Genomic DNA, 24,615 nt, shown 5'->3' on the forward strand with positions numbered 1-24,615 from the left:
GAGGCGGCTCGTTCAACGTCGCTCGAAGTCGATCCGTTCGTCGACCGGCAGGCCCAGCAGGTGGCGGCGCAGGCAGTCGAGGCTGAGCTCGGTCGCGCCGATGCGCACCCAGTCACGGCCGCCGACCAGGCGAGCCTGGCGCGTGACGGCGCCGCTGGCGTCGGCGAGCCCGATGCAGATCGTGCCGCCCATGTCCGGTCGGTCGGCGCCCTCGTCGAGTTCGAGCAGGACGACCAGCGCATGGCTGGCGCCGCTCGAAGTGCGCAATGCCTTGGCGATGCTTGCCGCCTGATCGGGGGTGACCGACGTGGCGCCGAGTTCCGACAGATCGCGCGCGATGGTGCCACGACGGAAGGCGCGTTCGGCGCCGGCCAGCGGCGCGAGTCGCGCGGCGAGATGGCCGCCGGTAACCGTTTCGGCGATGGCGAGCGTAAACCCGCTCTCCAGCAGCTTGCCCAGGATCACGCCTTCGATCGTCTGTTCGTCCTCGGCGACGATAAAGTTGCCCAGCCGTTTGCGCACCTCGGCCTCGACCGGGGCGAGCAGGGCGGCGAGGGCCGCCGCGTTGTCGGCGCGGAGCGCGAGCTTGGTCTCGAGCTGCGGGTAATGCGCCTGGAAACCGAGCTTGATGCCGCCTTCTTCCTTCAAGGCCTCGATATCGCCCAGCATCTGGTCGGCACGCGATTCGCCGATGCCGAAGGTGTGGAAACGCTTCAGCCTCGTGACGCCCTGCAGGCCACTCATCGCCAGGATGCGCGGCAGCACCTGCTCGTCGATCATGCGCCGCATCTCGCGCGGCACGCCGGGAGTAAAGAAGAAGCGCGCCTTGCCGATGGTGACGGCGAAGCCGCAGGCCGTACCGATCGGATTGTCGATGAACTCGGCATTGGCCGGCAGCATCGCCTGCTTCACGTTGTTGGGGGGCATGACCCGGCCGCGCCGCGCATAGGATTCCTCCATGCGCTTCATCCAGTTGTCGCTCAGCACCAGATCAACGCCGCAGGCCTGGGCCGCGATCTCCTGCGAGAGATCGTCGACCGTCGGTCCCAATCCGCCGTTCACGATTACCGCGTCGGCCCGTTCGCCGGCCTGGTGGAAGGCTTTCAGCAGGCTCTCCCGGTCGTCGCCGACGGTGGTGCCCCAGTGCACACCCAGCCCGACCTCGACGAGGCGGCGGGCGATGTGGCTATAGTTGGTGTTGATGGTCTTGCCGGTGAGGATCTCGTCGCCGGTACAGAGGATTTCCACGCGCATGCGCGGGAGTATCGGCTAAGGTCTTGCCAAAATCGAGAGGGAGAGAAATGCCATGACCATCCTGACATCCGATCTGCGGGAGGCGCTCGCCAAGGTCGGCACCTCGACCTTGACCGGCGTGCTGAACAAGCGCGGTCTGCGCAGCATGACCTTGTACGACGTGTGGCCGATCCGGCCGGAGCAGCCGCGCATGGTGGGCCTCGCCTTCACGATGCGATTCATCCCGTCGCGCGAGGACAAGGACGGACCGACCTCGACCAACCGCTCGATGGTGCAGCCGCAGGCGATGGAGGAGTGCCCACCAGGTCACGTGCTGATGATCGACTCGCGCGGTGATTCGCGGGCGGCGTCGGCGGGCGATCTCTATGTCGGGCGGCTGAAGGCGCGCGGCGCCTCCGGCATCGTCACCGACGGCGGCTTCCGGGACACCGACGGCGTGCACAAGACGGGCCTGCCGGCCTATCACCGCCGCCCTTCCTCGCCGCCCAGCCCGATCGCGCACCGTCCGGTGGACCTCAACTTGCCGATCGCCTGTGGCGGCGTCGCCGTATATCCCGGCGACGTCATCGTCGGCGACCGTGACGCGGTGCTCGTGATCCCGCCCGACATCGTCGAGGCCGTGGCCCAGGAAGCCCTCGACACCTATCAATACGAGGAATTTGCCGAAGCCGAGGTGGCGCGCGGCCGGTCGCTCAAGGGCCTGTTCCCCGTGGCGGGCGAAGAGGCGAAGCGCGACTTCGAGGCGTGGAAGGCGCGGGCGAAGACGTAACGCTCAGCCGCTTTTGCTAAGATGAGGACGACGGGGCTAGCGAGGTCCTGATTTCGAGGCCGTTCTTCAGGGTGAGCGTCACCGGTGTGCGCTCCGCGATGTCGGCCATGCGCTTCTTCTGCTCATCGTCCACGGCGCCCTCGATGGTGAGGATGCGGTCGATGCGCTGCTTGTCGCCGTCGCGACTGAAATGGATGTCGGCATGAACCGCCGTCACCGGCCACTGCTTGCGCTCGGCATACATGCGGAGCGTGATAACCGTGCAGGCGCCCAGCGCCGATGTGAGGAGATCGTAGGGAGCGGGACCGGCATCCGTGCCGCCCAGCTCCAGGCCTTCATCGGCTGTGAGCCTGTGATGTCCACCATGGCCTGTCGCGATGGCCGTCACGTAGTTGGTCGTGCCGATGCTTGCCTTTGCGTGTGCCATTGTGCCGTCGTCGCCTCCCGATGCTGGAGGGCCCGTTGCCGGGCCCTCGCATCAGTCTAACGGCGCTTGCGACGCGAAGCTGCCTTCTTCGCGACCTTCTTCACAGCCTTCTTGGCGGCGGTCTTGGTCTTGGTCACGGCGGGCTTCGCCTTCGCAACGGCCTTCTTCACCGCCTTCTTCTTCGCAACCTTCTTCTTCGCAGCCATCTCAATCTCCCTGTCTAAGTCAAGGAGCGGCACGGGGCGCACCGCTCCTGATTGCATCTAGATCACGATTCTTATCTCTGTCACGCATTCTTCGCGTGATTTTATCGTGCCGATGTGAGTCATGTGGTCGCTGAGCGACGCTTCGGCGGGCAGTGACGCAAGCAATCCACCCGCGGTTTGCGGATCGAACAGCAGTGGAATCTTCGCATGACCGGACGCGCGGTCCATACCGTCGATGAGATGACGCGTGCGTAGATTCGCAGGCTGCAACGAACTCGCGAAGCCCTGTGCGAACAGTTCGATCGCACCAGGCAGCACCGGCAGTGCATCGAGATGCAGGTCGACCATCACGTTGCCGCTGGCGCGTATCATCTCGATGAGATGGCCAGCCAGGCCGAAGCCTGTCACGTCGGTGCAGGCATGTGCGCCCGCCGCCACCAATGCACGTGCAGCGTCGCCCGAGGGCGTCCGCATCGAGGCGAGCGCGCTTTCGATCCAGCGCGCCTTCGCCATGCCGCGCATTGCAGCAGCGAAGATCACGCCAGTGCCGAGTGGCTTGGTCAGCACCAGCCTGTCGCCCGGCTTCAGTCCGCCCTTGCGCAAGGCCTGGGAGGCGACGACGAGACCGTTCACCGAGAAGCCCAGCGCCGCCTCCGGGCCCTCGCCGGAATGGCCGCCGATCAGTGCACAGCCGGCATTGTCGAGGATTCGCCGCGCGCCAGACAGCATCTGGAATAGGTCTTCCTCCATCAGCCGCTCCGCCGCCGCCGGCACGACCGCCAATGCGAGCGCGCTGTGCGGCTTTGCTCCCATCGCCCAGACGTCGCCCAGCGCATGAACGGCGGCGATCTCGCCGAAGGCAAAGGGATCGCCGATGAAGGTACGGAAGAAGTCGACCGATTGCACCAGAGCCTGGCCCGGCGGCACCTCGATCATCGCCGCGTCGTCGAGGGCGTCGAGGCCGATCGTGACGTTGGCGGCGGGCGAGGGGCCGAGGCGCGCCAGCACGCGATCGAGCACACCGGCACCGACTTTGGCGCCGCAACCGCCGCAACGCATACCGATGTCGGCCAGCAGGCGTCTCGCCTCGGCATCGGCCAGCGCCGGATCAGGCGGCGCGGCCCGTGCGGCCGTGTCCATCGGCGTCGCCGGGGGATCGCGATACATGCGCATCCACTTGCGATCGATATGGTCCTTCCAACGCCAAACCCAGCCGCCTTCAAGGGCCCACGCGCCGCGCGTCGCTACCGCATTGCCGTCGCCGGTACCGAGAATCGAGAGATAGCGGCGCTGCGGCGCAAAGGGCTGCGGCGGCTGGCCCAGCAAGGCACGGCGCAGGTTGGCGGCGAGCGGTGGGCCGTGGCGCACCGCGAAGACGCCGGCCTTGGGACGCGGATGTTCGGTCACGCTCGCGCAGTCGCCGGCGGCGAATACCAGTGGATCGCCGCTCGAGGCCAGGGTCGGTTCGACCGCGAAGAAGCCGCGCCGGTCGAGCGGCAGGCCGGTCCCGCCGAACCAAGCGGCGGCGCTGGCCTGCGTCACCACGAACACATCGTCGACCGGCAGGCACTCGCCGGTCTCGAGATGGACGGCGTCGGCATCGATGCGTGTCGCGGCCGTGTTCTCCAGAAGTCGCACGCCGCGGCGCGCGAAGTTGGCACGCATGCGCTGCCGCGCCGCCGCTGCCTGGCCCGACAGGATCTCGCCCTTGGTGACGAGCGTGACGGAGACCTCGGCGTTGCGGGCAACGGCGCGCAGCCGATGATCCATGGCCAGTGCCAGTTCGACACCGCCCGCGCCACCGCCGATCACGGCGATGCGCAGTGCGCCCTGCCAGTCCTTCGCCCGTTCGAGGAAGCCCAGCCAGCGGCGGCCGAACTCGGCGATGGGCTTCACCGGCGTCGCATGCTCGGCCGCGCCGGGGATCGCCTCCATGCTGGGCGAGGAGCCGACGTCGAGCGACGCGAGATCGTAGGAGATGGGCGGCCGGTCCTTCAGCAGAACCTGCCGGTTCGCGCGATCGAGACCGATCGCTTCGGCATGGATCAGGCGCGCGCCGGTCCAGGCGCAGAGCCGCGCGAGGTCGATGTGGCACTCGTCGAAGGAATAGGCGCCGGCCACGAAGCCCGGGATCATGCCGGAATAGGGCGTCTCGATGTCCCGTCCGATCACGGTGAGCCGCACACCCGGCATCGGCTTCATGCCGAAGCTCATGGCGACATGGACATGCGAATGGCCGCCGCCCACGAGCACGAGATCCTTGAGGAGGGGCGCGGGTTGCATCGTCTCTTTCCCTTGGCAGGCTGTTGAAACAGGCCTTTCAGAAGTACCGGCGAGCAACATTATTGCGCCGGCGGTCACCACTACACAGAATTCGGGGGCTGTGACACTCGTTTCATTTGTTTCGTTTATTTCATTTGTTGCGTTTATTCGCCGTGAGTCCGACTTTTCCCGCGCTGCAATCTATTAGTGGTACTCGAATAAATTGTAATGTATATCAATTGATTAGGGGAGTTCCTTCCCCTGATTTCGGAGCTACCCCCTGCATGGCCGTCACTTCCGGCCTCACGGTTTCCCCTGATGTTCCCGAGGACGAGTCCGCGCGCGCCGCACAACCGCGTTCGGCTTGGTCGCTGTCCTGGCCGCTGGTGCTGGGACTGCTCCTCTTCATCTGTCTCGCCAACGGCAGCGGCCTGCCGCTCCTGGCCGATCCCGACACGCACTGGCACATCGCGGTCGGAAACTGGATGCTGGCCAAGGGCGCGGTGCCGACGGTCGATCCGTTCTCCTTTTCCTTCGCGGGCCAGCCGTGGATTGCCAAGGAGTGGCTGTCGCAGCTCCTGATGGCGGTCGCATTCAAGCTCGGCGGTTGGGGCGGCGTCACCGTGCTGGCCGCGGGCGCGCTCGCCGTCTCGTTCGCGATGATGCTGCGGTTCCTGTTGCGGGATCTGCGACCCTTGCCGGCCGCGGTGTTCGTGCTGGCCGCCATTGCGATGACCCTGCCGCACTTCCTCGCGCGCCCGGCCGTGCTCGCCTTTCCGTTCATGCTGCTCTGGATGGCGGGCCTCGTACGCGCCGTCGAGGAGCGCCGGGCGCCTGCGCCGGCGCTGCTGCTCGTCATGCTGCTCTGGGTCAACCTGCACGGCAGCTTCATCATGGGCCTGCTGCTGGGCGTCGCCTTCGCGGTCGAGGCGGTAACCGGGGCGCGCGACACCGCGGAGCGCAAGGCCCTGTTGTCCGGCTGGGCAAAGTTCGGCGCGGCCTCGTTCCTCGCGGCCTGCATCACGCCCTACGGACCCGAATCGATCTGGGTGACGCTGCGCATCTTCGCCCTCGACGACACGCTGGCCTTCATCGCGGAGTGGAAGTCGCCCGACTTCCAGAAGGCGCCGCTGCAGGAGCTGGTGCTCCTGATCGCCCTCTATGCCGCCCTGTCGCGCGGGCTGAAGCTGCCGTTGCTGCGCCTGCTGATCGTGCTCGGCCTGCTGCACCTCTATCTGCGCTACGCCTTCAATGCCGAGCTGCTGGCCATGCTGGCACCGCTGGCGCTGGCACCACTCCTGACACGTCAGTGGCCGGCGCTGCGGCCCGATCCTGCTGCCGGCCGCGACGGCTCGCTCCCCGGCCAGGCCGCCGCGCTGGCGCTGCCGGCCGGCCGCGCCGCCGCCGTCGTGAGCGTCGGCTGCTGCGCGCTGATCGCGCTCGGCCTCGTGCGCTACGCCGGCATCGTGCCGCCGCTCTCGACCATGCCCTCGACCGCGATGGCCTATGTGAAGCAGGCCGGGATCGGCGGCCGCGTGCTCAACCACTATGTCTTCGGCGGCTATCTCATCCATGCTGGCGTGCCGACCTTCATCGACGGCCGTGGCGAGCTCTACGGCCGCGATTTCATCCGGCGCTATGCCGACACGATCGGCCTGCGCGGCGGCGAACCGCTGGAACAACTGCTCGAGCGCAACCGCATCGACTGGACCTTCATGCCGCCCGACCAGCCAGCCAACCGCCTGCTCGCCCGCCTGCCGGGCTGGCGCCAGGCCTATGCCGACGAGGCGGCGGTGATCTTCGTGCGGGAGCGCTGATCGCGCCTATAGACTGACGAGCCGCGAGCCGCCGTCGCTACACCTTCAGCACGATCCAGGTGCAATGCCCGATCGCGCACAGGCGGCCCGACTCGGTGTAGAGCGCGGTGCCTGAGTAGAGCTTCCGACCCTCGGCGCCGATGCGCCAGCCGACGACGGCGCAGCGTTCGCCGACCTTCGGGCGGTCGAGCACTTTCGCGGTCATGCGGCCGGTGAGGGCGGGGCGCATGTCGTCGGGATCCTGGACGGCCCAGGCGCCCGGGCAGTCGAGCGTTCCCCAGAGGAATTCCGGCCTGATGCGACCATCGTCGTCGGCATGGTTGGCGTGCGGCACGTAGCAGGAGAGGGAGGTGCCGTTCCCCGAGTGGCTGCCGAACACGCGCAGGCCGTCGCCGGCGCCGCGACTGCGACCGCAGACGAGGCACCACTGGAAGTCGCTGCCCTCGCCGCAGCCGCCGGCCGCGTCCTGGCGCATCACCTCGTTCCAGTCCGAGGGCGGCTTCGGCGGATCGAGGTGGTCGACCTTTCCGGTACGCGCCTCGCAGATCAGCGTGTCGCCGTCGCGCATCGTCATTGCCGCGTCCTCGCGCACGAGGTTCATCGGCGTCTCGATGGGAATCGGCGCGCGCAGGGTGATCTCGACGGTGCCATCACCGCCGAAGGCCCTGGTGTAGCGCTCGGCCAGCAGGCCGGAGACATAGCCGCCATTGCCCGAGAGGCGCGGGCCGTTGAAGCCGGCCTTGATGATGAGTGTGTCGTCCACCGTGGTCTCGCGATGTGAAAGCCGGGCGCCGAAGCTGCCGCGCGCATGCGGAGAATGCAAGCCTGCCGGGCCGTCTATCGGCTTGCATCGGATGCCGTGCTCGTCGAGGTTGAGGCGATGGGATCGGCTTTGCCGTGGGCGCTCGTGGCGCTGTGTTTTGCGCTCGGCGTGGCCAGTCGCTCGATCAGCGACACCTTCCTCGTCTTCGTGCCGGCGCTCCAGCACGCCTTCGACGCCAATCGCGGCTCGGTCACGCTGATCTACAGTTTCGCGCTACTGGTCGGCGGCACCGCGGCGCCGATCACCGGCTGGATCCTCGACCGTTTCGGCCTGCGCGCCCTCACCGTGACAGGCGTGATCGCGGCCGCTGCCAGTACGGCCGTCGCCTCGCAGGCCAGCCATCTCTGGCATCTCTATCTCTCGCTGGGACTCATGATGGGATTCGGGGCGGCCTCCCTGTCGGGCATCCTGTCCTCGTCGCTGATCGGCCGCTGGTTCCCCGCCAATCGGCTCGGTGTGCCGCTCGCCGTTTCCTGGTCGGCCTCGGGCGTCGGTGCGATGGCGACATTTCCGGCGGCGCAGTATCTCATCGCGACCGACGGCTGGCGCCATGCCTATCTCGTCTTCTCCGGCGTGAGCGCGGTGTTCATCCCGCTGCTGCTGGTCCTGCCGTGGAAGACGATCGAGCGCGGGGCGCCGGGCCTCGCGCGCTTGCGTGAGACGGCGGCGCCCGGTGTCACGGTGCGCGAGGCGCTGCGCGACTGGCCGTTCTGGGCGCTCACCTCGTCGTTCGCGCTGACCTCGATCGGTATCTTCGCGCTGATGCCGCAGACGATGGTCTATCTGCTGGAGCGCGGCATGGAGGGACCCTATGCGGCACGAGCCATGGCGGTCGCGGGTTTCCTGACGCCGCTCGGCATGATCGGCTTCTCGTGGCTGGCCGACCGCGGTGGCCGCCGGCTGGCGGCGATCCTGGCCTATGCCTGCTCGATCGCCGGCGTCGGCGCGCTCGCCATGGTGCGCGGGCCAGCCGACGATTTCTGGCTGTGGACCTTCGTGCTGCTGTTCGGCGGCAGCATGGGCTCGCGCGGGCCGATGATCTCGACCCTCGCGACCTTGCGCTATCGCGGCGCCCATTTCGGCCGCATCTACGGGCTGATCGCCATCGGCATGGGGCTGGGCGGCTTTCTCGGCGCCTGGATCGGCGGCGTGCTGCATGATCTCACGGGAGGCTATGCCGCAGTCATGGTGCTGTCGGTGGCGGCGCTGGCGACCGCCGCTGCCACCTTGGGGACCGAAGCCGGCGCCCGGGAGCGTCTCAGCCGATAGGATGCCGTGCCCCATGACATGTCGGTGACGGTCGCTCCCGCATATTGTGTTTTGTGGGGAGTCCAGCCACTATGACCGGCATGTTGGACCGCATCGATTTTCCGAGTAGTCCCATCCTGCGGCGGCGGCGGGCCTAGCCGTGACGCCCGGCCTTGAGTCCTGCCACGCGCTGGTGCTCAACGCCGATTTTCGGCCCCTGTCGTATTTCCCCCTGTCCGTCTGGTCCTGGCAGGATGCCGTCAAGGCGGTGTTCCTCGACCGCGTCAGTGTCGTCTCCCAGTACGAGCGCACGATCCACAGCCCGACCTTCGAGATGCGGCTGCCCAGCGTGATCGCGCTCAAGGAATACGTCCCGGCGGCGCGCCGGCCGGCCTTCACACGCTTCAACGTCTTCCTGCGCGACCGCTTCTGCTGCCAGTACTGCAATGGCGATTTCGCGACCAACGAACTCACCTTCGACCATGTGGTCCCCAAGTCGCGGGGCGGGCGCACGAGCTGGCAGAACGTCGTCACCGCCTGCAGCCCCTGCAACCTGCAGAAGGGCAATATGCTGCTGCGGGAGAGCGGACTGGTCCTGCGCTGCACACCCGTCGAGCCGTCGACGCAGATGCTCCAGGAACATGGACGCGCCTTCCCGCCGGGCTACCTGCACGAGAGCTGGCGCGACTTTCTGTATTGGGATTCGGAGCTGGATCAGGGCTAGGGCTTTCGCGCGCGAAAGCTTAGCCCTGATCCAGCTAAGGCGGGCGGCAGCGCCTTCCGAGACGCGGGAGCCTGCACGGTTCAGAAAAGATCGTGGTGTTGTACCCTTCCCCGCCTTCCCGTCGTCCTGCGCGAGGATAAGAGATCTCTCCACTCCGCCTCGCTACGCGAGGCTCCGGTCGAGATGACGGTGCGTGCTAGATCCGCGTCGACAGCCAGATCGCGAGACGCGAACCGGTCTTGATCACGGCCGACAACGCCTCGTAGCCCACCGCCTGTTCGGCGCCGGCTGCCACCGCGGTGTCGCGATGCTCGATCTCCTCGGCGCGGAACTTCTCGACCGTCGTACGCAGCCCCGCCTCGTCGTCGCCGAGCCTGGCGGCCTGGTTCGCGTAATGCTCCTCGATCGTCTCCTCGACGGCCACGGTGCAGGCCATTGCCGCCTTGTCGCCCATTAGGGCCGTGGCGGCGCCCAGCGCGAAACCCGCGACGTTCCAGAGCGGCGAAAGAACCGTCGGCCGCACGCGGCGCTCCACCAGCAGGCGGTCGAACACCTTGTTGTGCTCGCGTTCCTGGGCGGCCATGTGCTGGATGCGGCGGCCCGTCTCACTATTGGAGCGGCCGGTCCAGCGCAGCGCCGCCAGTTGGCCCTCGTAGATGCGCACGGCGCCGAACTCGCCGGCCTGGTCGACGCGGATCGTGCGCTCGACCACCTCGCGGGCGTCGGGATCGCCGGGGTTGCGGTTGTCGCCGGTCTTCATCGCTTTGCCATCCGGGAGAGGGACGAGGCGAGGCCGCCCGCCAGGATCGCCGACAGGATCGCGTTCCAGCCGGCCATCGAGATGCCGAACAGTGACCATACGATCGCGTCGCAGCGAACCATCTTGGCGCCGAACAGGTATTTCTTCAGCTCTTCCGGCGAGAGGCCGGTCGGCACGGTGCCGGTGCAGGATTGCGGGCCCGCCCACCAGCGATACTCGACACCGGCATGGAAGATCCCGATCGCCGAGGTGACGGCGATGGCGGCGATGGCGATGACCACGAACGTCGTGGCGAGACGGGGCCGGCTCGACGAGGCGAAGGCAGCGAGTCCCGCGACCATGGCCACGATATGCGGCCAGCGCTGCCAGTGGCACATCTCGCAGGGTGGGAAGCCCATCGCATACTGGAAGAAGAGGGCGCCGCCGATCATGACGCCGCTGCCGAGCAGGGCGATGAGGCCGAGTTGGCTGGGGAGAGGGAGGCGCTGCGAGGCAGCCATGGAGCGATCCTAGAAGAGATAGCGGACGACGACGAAGCCGCCGATCAGGGCGAACAGGAAGATCCAGGTGAGCAGGGTCAGGCGCTTCTCGATGAAGGCCCGGATCGGCTCGCCAAACTTCCAGAGCAAGGCTGCCACGAGGAAGAAGCGCACGCCACGCGTCAAGATGGACGCCCACACGAATGTGAAGAGGTCGAAATGCGCGGCGCCTGAAGCGATCGTCACCAGCTTGTAGGGGATCGGCGTCAGGCCCTTGATCAGGATGATCCAGGTCCCGTACTGCTCGAAGCCGGCCCGGAAGGCCGCGAGGCCGGCCTGCAGCCCGTAGGTCTTCACCACCCAGGCGCCCAGCGTCTCGAAAAAGTAGTAGCCGATGGCGTAGCCGAGCAGGCCGCCCAGCACCGAGCAGACGGTGCAGACCAGCGCGATCCTGAAAGCCTTGTCCCGATTGGCCAGCACCATCGGCACCAGCATCACGTCCGGCGGGATAGGGAAGAATGAGCTCTCCATGAAGGAGATCACACCCAAGGCGGGGATGGCGTTCCTGTGTTGGGCGAGGCGGATCACCCAGTCGTAGAGGCGGCGGATCATGTGGCACGCTCTTAGCGTGTTGCGACTCGCGAAGCGAGGGAGCTTTCCCGTGGCTGTCGGCAGCCTTGGTCGGAGCAACCTCCACTGCCTCGAGCTGTTCCATTGCCGTCTGGTTCCTGGCCCCGGGATGCTCCGAGGCGATGCCGCTTCTGGATCATACGGACCGTCGTCATGGTGCTGACGGATCATCGTCATGGTGCTGACGTTGACGGGAGGTCTGTGTGCAGTGGACAGTCCGGCGCATGACCAGACTGCGACTGCACCGGGAAAACCACCTCGTCGAGCGGATCGGCTGGCTGCGGGCCGCCGTGCTGGGCGCAAACGACGGCATCGTCTCGACGGCGAGCCTGATCGTGGGCGTGGCGGCCGCTTCGACCGCGCCTGGCGACGTGCTGATTGCGGGTGTGGCGGGCCTCGTGGCCGGCGCCATGTCGATGGCGGCCGGGGAATATGTTTCGGTGAGTTCGCAAGCCGATACGGAGAAGGCCGACCTGGCGCGCGAGCGCGCCGAACTCGCGGCCAGTCCCGAGTTCGAACGCGACGAGTTGACCGAGATCTACGTCGGGCGCGGCGTCGAGCCGGAACTGGCCCGCCGGGTGGCCGAGCAGTTGATGGCCAAGGGTGCCCTGGCGGCCCATGCGCGCGACGAACTCGGAATATCCGACACAACCACGGCCCGCCCGCTGCAGGCAGCTTTGACCTCGGCCGCGACGTTCGCGGTCGGTGCGGCCATGCCGCTGCTCATGGTCGTGGTGGCGCCGGCGGAGTGGCTGGTGGTCGCGGTCAGCGTCGCCTCGCTGGTCTTCCTTGCCCTTCTGGGCGCCATCGGCGCGCGCGCCGGCGGCGCCGGCATCTGGCGCGCCACGGTTCGCGTCACTTTCTGGGGCGCGTTCGCCATGGCGCTGACCGCCGGCATCGGCCGACTGTTCGGCACGGTTGTCTGACTTAGACTGCGCACGCGGAGATGAGTCCGGCCTTTTCAAAGGCCTGCTGGAGGTATCGCCTATCTGGCGAATTCCTCGGCCGCGATGGCGAAGTTCAGGTTCTGGGCATCCTTGCGCATCCAGGTCGTGACCCCCATGAGCTGGCCCTGCGCATCGAACAGGCCGCCGCCGGAGGATCCATGCGAGATAGGGGCGGACGTCTGCAGCAGGCGTTCGCCGTCAATCACACGCTTGGCCGAGACGATGCCTTCGGCAATGGTCAGCTCCAGCCCCTGAGGCGCGCCGATGGAGAAGGCTCTCTCGCCGACCTTGATGTCGGCAAAGGGACGAACCCGGACCCACTTGGGAAGGGTAGCTTCGCTGGTGAGGATGCAGCGATCCGCCTTCGGGTTCGCCGACGTCAGGGTCGCGTTCTGCTTTCGGCCGTCCCGTTCCAGGGTCGCGCGCAGGTTCGAGTCCAGCACGTGACAGTTCGTCACCACCTCGCGGTCGCTGATCGCCACGGCCGAGCCCTGTTTCTGCCCGGTGCGCACGATGTACACCGTCCCGGAAGCGCGCTCGAAGACTTCGCGGGGCTTCAGTTCGGTGCCGTCGAAGTTCGTCACTCGGATCGAGGCCGTCTTGCCGGTCTGATCGTGCGCAACGGTTGGTGGGCGCGTCGGTGCCGGCTCAGGCTCGGGGACTTGCGGCGTCAAAGGCGGCGGGGGGAACGGCTGTGGCGACGATGCGGCGTAGCCGGGAGGAGGCGGCGGGAAGACGATCCGGGGGGATGGCTGTGCCTGCCCATTGAGGTTCGGCTTCAGGGAAAGACTGTTGGCAACGGCCACGAACATGAACCCGAGCGCCTCGGCTTGCGAGGCATGCACACTCATAATGACCCTGACGATCGCCTGATCGCGGCACTGGGCCCGGGTGTAGAAGCGGTGCTCGCCGCGTCGGCCGGCGATCACGAACCAGTCGTCCTTGCGCGCCTTGTAGGTGACCTCCCGATCGGGGGCCGAGACGGAAAGCAGGGCATTGAACATCTCGTCCATCGACGCGCAGGCCGCCTTGCGGGGGATGACCGTCACGGTGTGGCCGAAGGTACCTGACGCCTCGTACCACCAATCGCCCTGGGATTTGGTGGGCGGCCGCGGCGTGGAGGACTTCGTCGGGATGCCGACCGAGAAGCCGACGGCGTCGTCGACCAGCAAGGCCCAGCCATGGGAATCCCGAGCTTTGAGGCCTTCGGTGACCAGGTCCATCGTCTGTGAGGCGGTCAGTGTTCCCGTGGCCTGAAAGCCCTTTGATGTCTGCCATTCCGAGATGGCCCGCCGAAGGTGCGGACCAGCATCGCCACCTACCGCGGCACCGTAGTGGCGGGTCCAGACGAGGGCGTTCTGAACATCCGTCGTCGTGATGGCATCCGGGGGAATGGGGCCGGACCATTTGTACGGGAAGACGCCGCCCTGCGTCTGCGCGTTCTGAGCCTGGGCGGGCGGAAGACCCGGCAGCAACAGGGCGATCACAAGAATCGCGGGATAGAAGCACCTAAGAAGAAAAGAAACCACGAAGCATGCCAGCGAATGAATTCCATCCACGATTGTCATGGACAGAACCACGCCTTTGCCACCACGGGAAGAGGCAAAGTCGGTCAGGAGCTCAAGGGGTGTGTCAGAGGCGCGAGCTGCCGCGACGGGAGACGGCACGGTCCTTCTCGTACCAGCCCTTGCTGGCATTCACGATCTTCACCACCGACAGCATGACCGGTACTTCGATGAGGACACCGACCACGGTGGCCAGCGCTGCGCCCGATGAAAAGCCGAAAATGCTGATGGCCGCCGCGACCGCCAGCTCGAAGAAGTTGCTGGCGCCGATCAGCGCCGAAGGGGCGGCCACGCAATGCTGCTCGCCGGCCGCCCGGTTCAGCAGATAAGCGAGGCCCGAGTTGAAGTAGACCTGGATCAGGATCGGCACGGCGAGCAGGGCGATGATCAGCGGCTGTGCGATGATCTGCTCGCCCTGGAAGCCGAACAGCAGGACGAGCGTCGCCAGCAGGGCGACGAGCGACAGTGGTTGCAGGCGTGCCAGAAGGCCGGCGAGAGCTTGCGGGCCGCCGCGTGCGATCGCCGCGCGGCGCACGAGTTGCGCCAGCACGACCGGCACGAGGATGTAGAGCGCGACCGAGAGCAGCAGCGTTTGCCACGGCACGGTGATCGCCGAGAGGCCGAGCAGCAGCCCGACGATGGGGGCGAAGGCGACGAGCATGATCGTGTCGTTCAACGCCACCTGCGTGAGCGTGAAGTCGGGATCGCCGTCCGACAGGTTGCTCCAAACGAACACCATTGCCGTGCAGGGCGCGGCGGCCAGCAGGATGAGGCCGGCGATGTAGCTGTCGATCTGGTCGGCCGGCAGCCACGGCCTGAACAGCCAGCCGATGAACAGCCAGCCGAGGACGGCCATGGAGAAGGGCTTCACCGCCCAGTTGATGAACAGCGTCACCCCGATGCCGCGCCAGTGCCGCCGTACCTCGGCAATGGCGGCGAAGTCGACCTTGATCAGCATCGGGATGATCATCAGCCAGATCAGCGCGGCGACCGGCAGGTTGACATGTGCCACTTCCGCCGACCCGACGGCGTGGAAGACGAGCGGGAACAGGTGCCCGAGCGCGATCCCGACGACGATGCAGGCTGCGACCCAGAGGGTCAGGTAACGCTCGAAAAGGGACACTTCGCCATCTCCCGCTCACGTTCTTCCGAATTGCCCATCGACACCGCCGGCCTGCTGCGTAATACCTGTGTCATATAATTGGACTATTCGAGAATTATGGAATCGTCGGACGTAGCTGCCGGATTTTCTGCCCTTTCGCAAGAGACACGCCTCAACTTGATGCGGCTTCTGGCGACAAAGGGCGCCTCCGGCATGGCGGCCGGCGAACTCGCCAGCTTGCTGGGGCAGGTCCCCTCTACGCTGTCATTCCATCTGGCCGCCCTGGAGCAGGCCGGTCTCGTCCAGTCCACCCGGCAGGGCCGCCACATCATCTATGCGGTCCGCTTCGCGGGTTTGCGCGCTCTCTTCAGCTATCTGACGGAAACGTGCTGCGGCGGACGACCGGACCTCTGTGGCGACCTGGCGCGACTCCTCCCCGAGGATCAACCCGAGGTTCACATGACTCCCGCCTTCAACGTCCTGTTCCTGTGCACGCACAACTCCGCCCGATCGCTCATGGCCGAGGCGATCCTCGGGCAGGTGGGGAAGGGCAGGTTCAACGCCTACTCTGCGGGCTCCGAACCGGCGGCCCAACCGATGCCGGAGGTGCTCGCCAAGCTTCGGGCTCTCGGTCACGACGTCGAGGGATTGCGCTGCAAGTCGTGGGACGAGTTCACCGGACCGAACGCTCCGCGCATGGATTTCGTCATCACGCTCTGCGACGTGCTGCAGGGCCAGCAGTGCCCGGACTTCGGCGAGCGGCCCGTCACGGGTGCCTGGCCGCTGCCCGATCCCGCCAAGTTCATGGGATCGGACGTGGAACGCGCCACGATGATCAACGAGCTGTACGGCATGATCCGCCGGCGCCTCGAGATCTTCGTCAACCTTCCCTATGCATCGCTCGATCGGATGGCGCTGAAGAAGCGTCTCGACGAGATCGGCGACTCCGCCAAAGCACCGGCTTGAGCGGACAGGACAGGTCATGAAAGTCGGAATCAACGGCATGGGGCGCATGGGCCGCCTCGCCCTGCGCGCCGCGTTCGGCGGCGTGCAGCGTCCACTGGACGATCCGCGGCGCGACAACCGCCTCGAGGTCATCCACGTCAACGAGATCAAGGGCGGGGCGGCAGCCACCGCGCATCTCCTCGAATTCGACAGCATGCACGGCCGCTGGCACACCTCCTTTGAGGTCGACGGCGAGCGCGGCCTGGCGGTCGGCGGCACCTATCTGGGCTTCAGCGCCGCCGCCGCCCCTGGAGACGTCCCCTGGGGCGACCTCGGCTGCGAGATGGTGCTCGAATGCACCGGCAAGTTCCTCAAGCCGGAGCAACTGCAGGCCTACTTCGATCGCGGCGTGAAGAAGGTCGTCGTCGCGGCGCCGGTCAAGGACGAGCGGGCGTTGAACCTCGTGCTGGGCGTCAACGACCATCTCTACGAGCCGGCCCGTCATCACCTGTTGACGGCCGCCTCCTGCACCACCAACTGCCTTGCGCCCGTGGTCAAGGTCGTGCACGAGTCCATCGGCATCCGGCATGGCCAGATCACGACGATCCATGCCCCGACCAACACCAACGTCGTCGTCGATGCGCCGCACAAGGATCTGCGCCGCGCGCGCTCGGCCATGCTGTCCCTGCAGCCGACGACCACCGGCAGCGCGACCGCGATCACGGTCATCTATCCCGAACTCAAGGGAAAGCTGAACGGCCACGCCGTCCGCGCGCCGGTCCTGAATGCGAGCCTCACCGACTGCGTGTTCGAACTGAAGCGCACGACCACGGAAGCCGAAGTCAACGCGCTGTTCCACGAGGCAGCCAAAGGGTCGCTGGCCGGTATCCTGGGCTACGAGACGCGGCCTCTCGTGTCGGCGGACTATTGCAACGACACGCGCAGCTCGATCGTCGACGCGCCCAGCACCATGGTGACCGACGGCACGCTGCTCAAGGTCTATGCCTGGTACGACAACGAGGTCGGCTACGTCTGTCGTATGATCGACCTCGCCCGGATGGTGATCGAAAGGGCGGCGTGATGAGCACGCAGACGCGCGACTATCTGATCGTCACCGCGTCGTACTGGGGATTCACCCTGGTCGACGGCGCGCTGCGCATGCTCGTGCTGCTGCACTTCTTCCAACTCGGCTACTCGCCGTTCACGCTGGCCTTCCTGTTCCTGCTCTACGAGTTCGCCGGCATCGTCGCCAATCTCGCCGGTGGCTGGCTGGCCACGCGCTTCGGCATCCCGCGCATGATGATGACGGGCCAGCTCCTGCAGATCGCGAGCCTGTTCTTGCTGTCGGCGCTCGATCCGGCGTGGAGCCCCGTCCTCTCCGTCGCCTGGGTCGTCGTGGTGCAGGGGCTGGCCGGGCTCGCCAAGGACTTCACCAAGACCGCCTCCAAGTCGGCCATCAAGGCGACGGCGGGCGAAGGGGCCGGCCGTCTCTTCAGGTGGGTGGCGTGGTTCACCGGCTCGAAGAACGCCATGAAGGGCCTGGGCTTCTTCGTGGGCGGCCTGCTGCTCGAGGCGGCCGGCTTTCGCGCGGCGCTCTGGCTGATGGCGGGGGCGCTGCTCCTCGTCCTCTTGGCCGGATTGCTGCTGCTGCCGCGCGACCTCGGCAAGGCGAAGGCGTCGAAGACCATGCGGGAGCTGTTCGCCAAGTCGGCGGGCGTCAACCTGCTGGCGGCCGCGCGTGTCGTCATGTTCGGGGCGCGCGACGTGTGGTTCGTCGTCGGCCTGCCGGTGTTCCTCTACGCCTCGGGTTGGCGGTTCGTGGAGGTGGGCGCATTCCTCGCCGCCTGGACGATCGCCTATGGCGGGATGCAGGCCATCGCCCCGGCCCTGGTGCCGCGCAGCGCCGACGGGCTGAGCCGCGAAGTGCCGGGCGCGCGCGTCTGGGCGGGACTCCTGCTCGCGGTTCCGGTGGCGATCGCTCTCGTCCTGAACAGTCCGCTCGACCTGCGTCCCGATCTCGTCGTGGCGGTTGGACTGGCACTGTTCGCCCTGCCGTTCGCCGTCAATTCCTCGCTGCATTCGTACCTGATCCTGGCCTATGCCGGGTCGGAGAAGGCCGCCGAGGACGTTGGCTTCTATTACGCGGCCAACGCCTGCGGGCGCCTCGCCGGGACACTCCTATCCGGACTGTTCTATCAATGGGGCGGGATCGGCTTCTGCCTCGGCGGCTCGGCGGCGATGCTGCTCGCCTGCTGGATCATCACCTTCCTGCTGCCGTCCCACCGGGGCGAGATCCGCACCGTCGGGCGCGCGGCCTGAGCCGGCACCTGCCTTGCGCTGGCTCAAGGCGCGACGGTTGGCATCGTGCCTCCTTCACGACCGCACGCCCACCCTCGGAGTGAAGACATGCCTTCCACGATTCCGCTCGGACTCCTCAGAGCGCCCACGCGCCACCTGTTCTTCACCGGCAAGGGCGGCGTCGGGAAGACGACACTCGCCTGCGCGACGGCCCTGGCGCTGGCAGATCGCGGCAGATCGGTTCTCCTGATCAGCACCGACCCGGCGTCGAACCTCGACGAGATGTTCGCCACGACGCTGTCGAATGCGCCGCAACCGGTACCTGGTGCGCCCGGCCTGTCGGCGATGAACATCGATCCGGAAGCCGCGGCGGAAGCCTATCGGCAGCGCGTCCTGGAGCAACTCGGCCCGGATGCCACCGACGCCGAGCGGGCCGCGGTACGCGAACAGCTCTCCGGGGCCTGCACGACGGAGATTGCCGCCTTCGACGAGTTCGTCGGTTTGCTGGCCACCCGCGCCGAGGCGTTCGATCATGTCATATTCGACACCGCGCCCACCGGGCACACGCTGCGCCTGCTCAGCCTGCCCCGGGCATGGACCGGATTCCTGAAGGGAAACGACCGCGGTACCTCGTGCCTCGGCCCGCATTCCGGTCTCAAGATGCAGGAGGAACGATTCCGGGCGGCGCTGGCCACCCTTGGCGACGTGGAAAGCACGACCATCGTCCTGGTCAGTCGCCCCGATCGTGGCGCCATGCGCGAGGCCGCGCGAACCAGCGGCGAGCTTAGGTCGCTGGGGCTCGCCAACCAGTACCTCGCGATCAATGGAGTCTTTGCGGCAACCGATTCCGGCGATGCGGTGGCGCGATCGATCGAGGCGCTCGGACGCCAGGTCCTCGACGACCTGCCGGAGGCCCTGCGAGCGCTGCCGCAGGACCGGATCCCGCTGCGCTCCTTCGACATGGTCGGACTGGACGCGCTGCGACAGGTGCTGGGCAGGGAACCTGAACGCGCGATCGATCCCGTCGCGGGCGATTCACCGGCGACGCCCGCGATTCCCGGCTTGGGCCGGCTGGTCGACGAACTCGCGTCGGCCGGCCGCGGGCTGATCATGGTCATGGGCAAGGGCGGCGTCGGAAAGACGACCATCGCCGCCGCGCTGGCGGTGGGGCTGGTGAAGCGGGGACACGGCGTTCACCTCAGCACCACCGATCCGGCGGCCCATGTCGCCTCGACGCTCGGCGCGACGATGGACGGCCTGCGGGTCGACCGGATCGATCCCCGCGAGGAAACGCAGCGCTACATTGCCAAGGTCATGGCTTCCCGCGCCGCGGATCTCGACGAGGCGGGCCTCGCATTGCTGCGCGAAGACCTCGCCTCGCCCTGTACGGAGGAAGTCGCGGTCTTCCATGCCTTCTCGCGTATCGTGATGGAAGCACGAAGCGCCTTCGTCGTGCTCGATACCGCGCCGACCGGCCACACGCTGCTGCTGATGGACGCCGCCGGCGCCTACCATCGCGAAATGACACGGAACATCGGGCCCCACGCCCAGGGCCGGGTCGTGACGCCGCTCATGCGGCTGCAGGATCCGGGTTATTCGCGCATCATCCTGGTATCGCTCCCGGAGACCACGCCGGTGTCTGAGGCCGCCGCGCTGCAGGAGGATTTGCGTCGCGCGCACATCGAGCCCTACGCCTGGGTCATCAATCGAAGTCTGGTGGGAAGCGGCACGCGTGATCCGCTGCTCGTCAGGCGTCTGCGCGGCGAGCGCGCACAGATCGCGAGGGTCCAGCAGGGTCTCGCCAGGCGAGTCTACATGCTTCCGTGGCAGGCAAGCCCGCCAGAGGGCCTCGCGGCATTGGCAAGCCTCGTGCCGTAGGAACCAACGCGGCAATTCTATATTTCTAGAAATACAGTTGACTCTGGCGAGCCGGCACCTATGTTTGCTTCATGAAACTCGACGATGCCGCTGCCCGTCTGGAAGCGCTGGGTAATCCGACCCGGTTGAAGATCTACCGGACGCTGGTACGTGCCGGCGCCGAGGGCATGCCGGTGGGCCGCCTGCAGGCCAAGCTCGACGCGGCGGCCTCGACGCTCTCCCATCATATCAAGGCGCTCGTGATCGTCGGCCTCGTCACACAGGTGCGGGAAGGGGCGACCCTGGTCTGCCACGCCAACTACGAGCTGATGCACGAGCTTCTTGCCTATCTCGCCGAGGAATGCTGCGCCGACGGCGTTCGTCCGGCCGCAGGCAGGACATGCGTCGCCTAGATGACGTTTTTGTTGCGCTTGGTCTTTCCAATATTCTAGAAGGATAGGAGAGTTAACATGCCTGATTCGATTGCCACTCCGAAGAAGAAGATCGCCGTGATCGGTGCCGGTCCCGTGGGCCTCGCCGCCGCGGCGCATCTGCTTGAGCGCGGGCTGGAGCCTGTCGTGATCGAGGCCGGCCCGACGGTCGGCCATGCGGTGCGCCAGTGGAGCCACGTCCGCATGTTCTCGCCCTGGGAATACAATATCGACAAGGCCGCCGAGCGGCTGCTGACGGAAGCGGGGTGGAACCGGCCGCAGCCCGACCACTACCCGACCGGCGCCGAGCTGGCGGAGCAGTATCTCGAGCCGCTGGCCACGCGCACGCCACTCAGGGACCACATCCGGACCCAGAGCCGGGTGACGGCGATCGGCCGCGTGGGCTTCGACAAGGTGAAGACGAAGGGCCGCGACGCCGCGCCCTTCGAGATCCGTTACCAGAACGGCAAGGGACCGGAAGTGCTGCGTGCCGACGCCGTCATCGACGCCACCGGCACCTGGTTCTCACCCAATCCGGCCGGCGCCAACGGCCTGCCGGCGATCGGCGAGCGCGAGGCGCATGACCGCATCGCCTATGGCATGCCCGACGTGCTGGGCCGGGATCGGCCGCGCTACGCCGGCCGCCGCGTGGCCGTGCTCGGTGCCGGCCATTCCGCCGTCGGCACCCTGCTCGACCTCGCGAAGCTGAAGGAGCAGGAGCCTGCCACGCAGATCGTCTGGCTGCTGCGCGGCGACGCGCCGGAGAAGTCGTTCGGCGGTGGCGCGGCCGACCAGCTTGCGGCGCGCGGCGCGCTTGGTACCGCCTTCGCCGCCCTGGTGGCGAGCGGCGGCCTCACCATCGAGAGCGGCTTCCGGGTCAATCGCATCGCGCGCGAGGGCGACGGGCTCGTCGTCGCGGGCGCGGGCTGCCCCGGCCGCCATGTCGCGGTCGACGAACTGGTCGTCTCGACCGGCTTCCGGCCCGACCTCGATTTCCTGCGCGAGATCCGGCTGTCGCTCGACCCTGCGCTGGAATGCCCGCCGGCGCTGGCGCCGCTGATCGATCCCAACGAGCACAGTTGCGGCTCGGTGCGCCCGCATGGCGCGCGCGAGCTGGCGCAGCCCGAGGCGGGCTTCTACGTTGCCGGCATGAAGTCCTACGGACGCGCGCCGACCTTCCTGATGATGACGGGCTACGAGCAGGTCCGCTCGATTGCCGCCGAACTGGCGGGCGACCATGACGCCGCCCGCCGGGTCGAACTGGTGCTGCCCGAAACCGGTGTCTGCAACGGCGCGCCCGCGCAGGCATCGCCGGTGGCAGCGGCGGGATGCTGTGCGCCCGCGAAGCCGGCGCCCGTCGCCACCGGCTGCTGCGCCGGGCCCAAAGCCTCCTGATGGATCGCCGCCGCCTTTCGACGATCTTCGTCCTGGGGACGGCGCAGACGCTGGCCTGGGGCTCGACCTACTATCTGCCGGCGGTGCTGGCGGACGAGATGGGCCGGGACATCGGCATCACGACCGATCTGTTCTTCGGCACCTTCTCGGCGGCCCTGATCATCTCCGCGATGATCGGGCCGAAGGTGGGTCGGATGATCGACCGGACCGGCGGCAACGGCGTGCTGTCGGCCTCGAGCCTCCTGTTCGCGGCGGCGCTGGTGCTGCTGTCGCAGGCGCATTCTTTCCTGCCCTTCGCCGCCGCCTGGACCCTGCTGGGCATCGGCATGGGCCTTGGCCTGTACGACGCCGCTTTTGGCGCGCTGGGCCGGCTCTACGGCAAGGATGCGCGCGGCGCGATCACCGGCATCACCCTGCTGGCGGGCTTCGCCAGCACCGTCGCCTGGCCGCTCACCGCCTGGGGAGCCGCCGCCATCGGCTGGCGCGAGACCTGCCTGTTGTGGGCCGCCGCGCATGTCATGATCGGCCTTCCCTGCAATTCCCTGCTGCTGCCGCGTCCGACCGATCTCGCCGCCACCTTGAAGGCGGTCGACGAGCCGGTGCCGTTCGACCGCACCATGGTGCTGCTGGCCATCGCCTTCTCGGGCGCGTGGATCGTCTCGTCAGGGATGGCGGCGCACTTCCCGCGCATCATGGAAGCGGCGGGCGCCACGCCCACGCAGGCGATCGCCGCCGGTGCACTGATCGGACCGGCCCAGGTGGCGGCGCGGATGCTGGAGGCCGGGCCGCTGCGGCACCTGCATCCGCTGACCTCGGGCCGTCTCGCGACCACGACGCATCCGATGGGCAGTGCGATCCTGCTCGGGCTGGGCGGTGGCGTCGCGGCCAGCGTCTTCGCGGTGCTGCATGGCATGGGCAACGGCGTCATCACCATCGCCCGCGGGACGGTGCCCCTCGCGCTCTATGGGCCGAAGAGCTACGGCTACCGGCTGGGGCTGCTCGGCGCCCCCTCGCGCTTCCTGTCGGCCGGGGCGCCTTTCGCCTTCGCGCTGCTGATCGACCGGCTGGGTGCGGGGGTCCTGATCATCTCCTCCGCCCTCTGCCTCACGGCGTTCGCGGCGCTCTGGATGATCCCGGTGCCACAACCCGGGGCGAGCCATGCCGACTGACGGACCGAGCGGCGCGCGCCTGGTCGTCGTCGTCTGTGCGGCCCAGATCTTCGTCCAGATCGGCGCCGGCTTCTGGCCCGCGCTGCTGCCGCAGATGATGCAGCGGTGGAGCCTCACCAATAGCGAAGCGGGATGGATCACGGCGATCTTCTTCGGCGCCTACATGGTCTCCGTGCCGGTGCTCGTGACGCTGACCGACCGGGTCGACGCCAAGCGGGTCTATCTGTTCGGCGTGGCCTGCACCGTGGCAGGGCATCTGCTGTTCGGGCTGACGGCGGAGGGTTTCTGGTCGGCCTTTGCCACCCGCGCGCTGGCGGGGCTCGGGTGGGCCGGCACCTACATGACCGGCCTCAAGCTGCTGGCCGACCAGGTGAGTCCCAAGCTGATGTCGCGCGCCGTCACGGGGCACGCGGCGAGCATCGGGATTTCGGGCGCCGTCTCGTTCCTTCTCGGCGACATCCTCGCGGACTGGCTCGGCTGGCAGTCGGCGTTCGTGTTCTCGGCCGGGACGGCGGCCATCGCCTGGGCGACGGTCGCCTTCGTCGTGCCGACGCGTCGCCCTGCGCCGCGCAAGCCGTCGCAGGGGGGCGGGCTGTTCGACTTCCGGCCGGTGATCCGCAACACCTCCGCCTTCGCCTATTCGGTCGTCTACTGCGTCCATACGCTGGAGATGAGCGCGCTCAGGGGATGGGGCGTGGCCTTCCTCGCGTTCGTCGCCGCGCATACGGGACTGACCGACGAGACGCTGTCGCCGGCGCTGGTCGTCACCGTGCTGGCCCTGCTTGGCACGATGGCCAGCGTGATCGGCAACGAGGCGTCGATTCGCTTCGGACGCCGTCGTCTCGTCGCCACGGCGATGGTGTTGTCCGTCGGCTTTGCCGCCATCGTGGGCTTTGCCGGTTCGACGAACTACTGGCTCGCCGTGGTGTTGCTGATCGTCTACGGCATGGTCGTCTGGCTCGACTCCTCGTCGGTGACGGCGGGCGCGGCCGGCAATGCCGATCCCGCGCGCCGCGGCGCCACGCTCGCGGTGCACTCGACCTTGGGCTATGCGGGCGGCTTCGTGGGCCCGCTGGTCGTCGGCTGGACGCTCGACCTCGCCGGCGGCATGTCGCCCATGGCCTGGGGCCTCGCCTTCCTCATCGTCGGCGTACTGATGCTGGCGGCGTTGGGAGCCTTCCTCCTGCTGAGACCGGCCGATCTAACGGGCGATCGCAGGGACTGACGGAAGCGCAAGGGGCAGCGCTTTCAGCGCTTCGATCGGCCCGTCTTCGGAGTGGGTTTCGTCGGGCCTTTTTCCAGCCGCTCGATGCGCTGCTCGAAGCTCTGCTGCATCTTCTCCATGCGCTGCTGGAGCTGCTGGTCCTGGACCTTGAGCTGCTCGATCTGCTGCGAGAGGCCCGCAATGGAGCGTTGCAGATCGTTCAGGCGGGCGTCCACGCTCTGGGCCGCGGCGGCGCCGGGCACCAGGAGCAGGGCCAGAACGGCGAGGCGGAGCATTCGTGCT

At 67.6% G+C, this 24,615-nt stretch carries 24 protein-coding genes; 13 read left to right on the plus strand and 11 right to left on the minus strand.

Features of this window, described 5'->3' with window-relative positions; genetic code table 11:
* Positions 1-12: 12 nt before the first annotated feature.
* Positions 13-1,254, minus strand: coding sequence for a CinA family nicotinamide mononucleotide deamidase-related protein (locus Q0Q48_RS18595; protein WP_295140732.1), 1,242 nt, complete (start codon positions 1,252-1,254; stop codon positions 13-15).
* 52 nt (positions 1,255-1,306) lie between these two features.
* On the opposite strand from Q0Q48_RS18595, the gene Q0Q48_RS18600 reads away from it, so the two are divergent.
* Entirely contained in the window at positions 1,307-2,023 is a 717-nt protein-coding gene (locus Q0Q48_RS18600; protein ID WP_295140734.1) for a ribonuclease activity regulator RraA, read from the plus strand.
* A gap of 16 nt (positions 2,024-2,039) precedes the next feature.
* On the opposite strand, the gene Q0Q48_RS18605 is transcribed toward Q0Q48_RS18600, so the two are convergent.
* Genes Q0Q48_RS18605 through selD form a run of 3 tightly spaced genes read right to left on the minus strand, consistent with a single transcriptional unit; the run spans position 2,040 to position 4,939 of the window.
* Entirely contained in the window at positions 2,040-2,450 is a 411-nt protein-coding gene (locus Q0Q48_RS18605; RefSeq protein ID WP_295140737.1) for an OsmC family protein, read from the minus strand.
* A 56-nt stretch (positions 2,451-2,506) separates the two neighbouring features.
* Positions 2,507-2,656 carry a hypothetical protein gene (locus Q0Q48_RS18610; protein WP_295140739.1) on the minus strand — a complete coding sequence of 50 codons (150 nt, stop codon included), beginning with the start codon at positions 2,654-2,656 and terminating at the stop codon, positions 2,507-2,509.
* A gap of 57 nt (positions 2,657-2,713) precedes the next feature.
* Positions 2,714-4,939: a selenide, water dikinase SelD gene (gene selD / locus Q0Q48_RS18615; RefSeq protein WP_295140741.1), complete on the minus strand. Its 2,226-nt coding sequence runs from the start codon at positions 4,937-4,939 to the stop codon at positions 2,714-2,716.
* Positions 4,940-5,202: 263 nt separating this feature from the next.
* Here selD and Q0Q48_RS18620 point away from each other — a divergent pair, with 263 nt between their 5' ends.
* Positions 5,203-6,735 carry a hypothetical protein gene (locus Q0Q48_RS18620; RefSeq protein ID WP_295140743.1) on the plus strand — a complete coding sequence of 511 codons (1,533 nt, stop codon included), beginning with the start codon at positions 5,203-5,205 and terminating at the stop codon, positions 6,733-6,735.
* Between the two features lie 37 nt (positions 6,736-6,772).
* Here Q0Q48_RS18620 and Q0Q48_RS18625 read toward each other — a convergent pair whose 3' ends face one another.
* Positions 6,773-7,498 carry a hypothetical protein gene (locus Q0Q48_RS18625; RefSeq protein ID WP_295140746.1) on the minus strand — a complete coding sequence of 242 codons (726 nt, stop codon included), beginning with the start codon at positions 7,496-7,498 and terminating at the stop codon, positions 6,773-6,775.
* 54 nt (positions 7,499-7,552) lie between these two features.
* On the opposite strand from Q0Q48_RS18625, the gene Q0Q48_RS18630 reads away from it, so the two are divergent.
* Complete coding sequence (locus Q0Q48_RS18630; RefSeq protein WP_295140749.1) at positions 7,553-8,827, plus strand: MFS transporter; 1,275 nt, start codon at positions 7,553-7,555, stop codon at positions 8,825-8,827.
* A 139-nt stretch (positions 8,828-8,966) separates the two neighbouring features.
* Complete coding sequence (locus Q0Q48_RS18635) at positions 8,967-9,530, plus strand: HNH endonuclease (RefSeq protein WP_295140752.1); 564 nt, start codon at positions 8,967-8,969, stop codon at positions 9,528-9,530.
* Positions 9,531-9,726: 196 nt separating this feature from the next.
* On the opposite strand, the gene Q0Q48_RS18640 is transcribed toward Q0Q48_RS18635, so the two are convergent.
* The 3 genes from Q0Q48_RS18640 to Q0Q48_RS18650 are packed head-to-tail and all read right to left on the minus strand — an operon-like array spanning position 9,727 to position 11,381.
* Positions 9,727-10,290 (minus strand): demethoxyubiquinone hydroxylase family protein, encoded by a 564-nt coding sequence (locus tag Q0Q48_RS18640; protein ID WP_295140757.1) that lies wholly within the window; start codon positions 10,288-10,290, stop codon positions 9,727-9,729.
* Entirely contained in the window at positions 10,287-10,790 is a 504-nt protein-coding gene (locus Q0Q48_RS18645; protein WP_295140758.1) for a disulfide bond formation protein B, read from the minus strand. Before Q0Q48_RS18645 ends, Q0Q48_RS18640 begins: the two co-directional genes overlap by 4 nt.
* Positions 10,791-10,799: 9 nt before the next feature.
* Positions 10,800-11,381: a YqaA family protein gene (locus Q0Q48_RS18650; protein WP_295140760.1), complete on the minus strand. Its 582-nt coding sequence runs from the start codon at positions 11,379-11,381 to the stop codon at positions 10,800-10,802.
* A gap of 242 nt (positions 11,382-11,623) precedes the next feature.
* Between Q0Q48_RS18650 and Q0Q48_RS18655 the strand changes: the two genes are divergently transcribed.
* On the plus strand, positions 11,624-12,325 hold the full coding sequence (locus Q0Q48_RS18655) for a VIT family protein (RefSeq protein ID WP_295140762.1): 702 nt from the start codon (positions 11,624-11,626) through the stop codon (positions 12,323-12,325).
* Positions 12,326-12,384: 59 nt separating this feature from the next.
* Here Q0Q48_RS18655 and Q0Q48_RS18660 read toward each other — a convergent pair whose 3' ends face one another.
* Both Q0Q48_RS18660 and arsB read right to left on the minus strand, forming a co-directional pair.
* Positions 12,385-13,914, minus strand: coding sequence for a serine protease (locus tag Q0Q48_RS18660; RefSeq protein WP_295140763.1), 1,530 nt, complete (start codon positions 13,912-13,914; stop codon positions 12,385-12,387).
* A gap of 64 nt (positions 13,915-13,978) precedes the next feature.
* Entirely contained in the window at positions 13,979-15,034 is a 1,056-nt protein-coding gene (arsB, locus tag Q0Q48_RS18665; RefSeq protein WP_295140767.1) for an ACR3 family arsenite efflux transporter, read from the minus strand.
* 96 nt (positions 15,035-15,130) lie between these two features.
* Between arsB and Q0Q48_RS18670 the strand changes: the two genes are divergently transcribed.
* The 8 genes from Q0Q48_RS18670 (at position 15,131) to Q0Q48_RS18705 (ending at position 24,333) form a co-directional block, all read left to right on the plus strand.
* Positions 15,131-15,979, plus strand: coding sequence for a metalloregulator ArsR/SmtB family transcription factor (locus Q0Q48_RS18670; protein WP_295140769.1), 849 nt, complete (start codon positions 15,131-15,133; stop codon positions 15,977-15,979).
* 16 nt (positions 15,980-15,995) lie between these two features.
* A complete protein-coding gene (locus tag Q0Q48_RS18675) occupies positions 15,996-17,039 on the plus strand; it encodes an ArsJ-associated glyceraldehyde-3-phosphate dehydrogenase (RefSeq protein WP_295140772.1) in 1,044 nt (347 codons plus the stop codon).
* The gene (gene arsJ / locus Q0Q48_RS18680; protein WP_295140773.1) at positions 17,039-18,277 is read left to right on the plus strand and encodes an organoarsenical effux MFS transporter ArsJ; all 1,239 of its coding nucleotides are present in this window, start codon (positions 17,039-17,041) and stop codon (positions 18,275-18,277) included. Before Q0Q48_RS18675 ends, arsJ begins: the two co-directional genes overlap by 1 nt.
* Before the next feature lie 87 nt (positions 18,278-18,364).
* Positions 18,365-20,134: an arsenical pump-driving ATPase gene (arsA, locus tag Q0Q48_RS18685; protein ID WP_295140776.1), complete on the plus strand. Its 1,770-nt coding sequence runs from the start codon at positions 18,365-18,367 to the stop codon at positions 20,132-20,134.
* 71 nt (positions 20,135-20,205) lie between these two features.
* A complete protein-coding gene (locus Q0Q48_RS18690; RefSeq protein ID WP_295140778.1) occupies positions 20,206-20,526 on the plus strand; it encodes a metalloregulator ArsR/SmtB family transcription factor in 321 nt (106 codons plus the stop codon).
* Between the two features lie 57 nt (positions 20,527-20,583).
* Positions 20,584-21,939, plus strand: coding sequence for an FAD-dependent oxidoreductase (locus Q0Q48_RS18695; RefSeq protein WP_295140781.1), 1,356 nt, complete (start codon positions 20,584-20,586; stop codon positions 21,937-21,939).
* Positions 21,939-23,108, plus strand: a complete 1,170-nt coding sequence (locus tag Q0Q48_RS18700) for an MFS transporter (protein ID WP_295140784.1) — start codon at positions 21,939-21,941, stop codon at positions 23,106-23,108. Before Q0Q48_RS18695 ends, Q0Q48_RS18700 begins: the two co-directional genes overlap by 1 nt.
* Positions 23,098-24,333: an MFS transporter gene (locus Q0Q48_RS18705; protein WP_295140787.1), complete on the plus strand. Its 1,236-nt coding sequence runs from the start codon at positions 23,098-23,100 to the stop codon at positions 24,331-24,333. The genes Q0Q48_RS18700 and Q0Q48_RS18705 overlap by 11 nt, the downstream gene beginning before the upstream one ends.
* Positions 24,334-24,356: 23 nt before the next feature.
* Here the strand turns inward: Q0Q48_RS18705 and Q0Q48_RS18710 are convergent, their stop codons facing one another.
* Positions 24,357-24,608, minus strand: a complete 252-nt coding sequence (locus Q0Q48_RS18710; RefSeq protein ID WP_295140790.1) for a hypothetical protein — start codon at positions 24,606-24,608, stop codon at positions 24,357-24,359.
* Positions 24,609-24,615 lie beyond the last annotated feature (7 nt).

This window comes from uncultured Reyranella sp., from assembly GCF_945957355.1.
Classification (GTDB): domain Bacteria; phylum Pseudomonadota; class Alphaproteobacteria; order Reyranellales; family Reyranellaceae; genus Reyranella.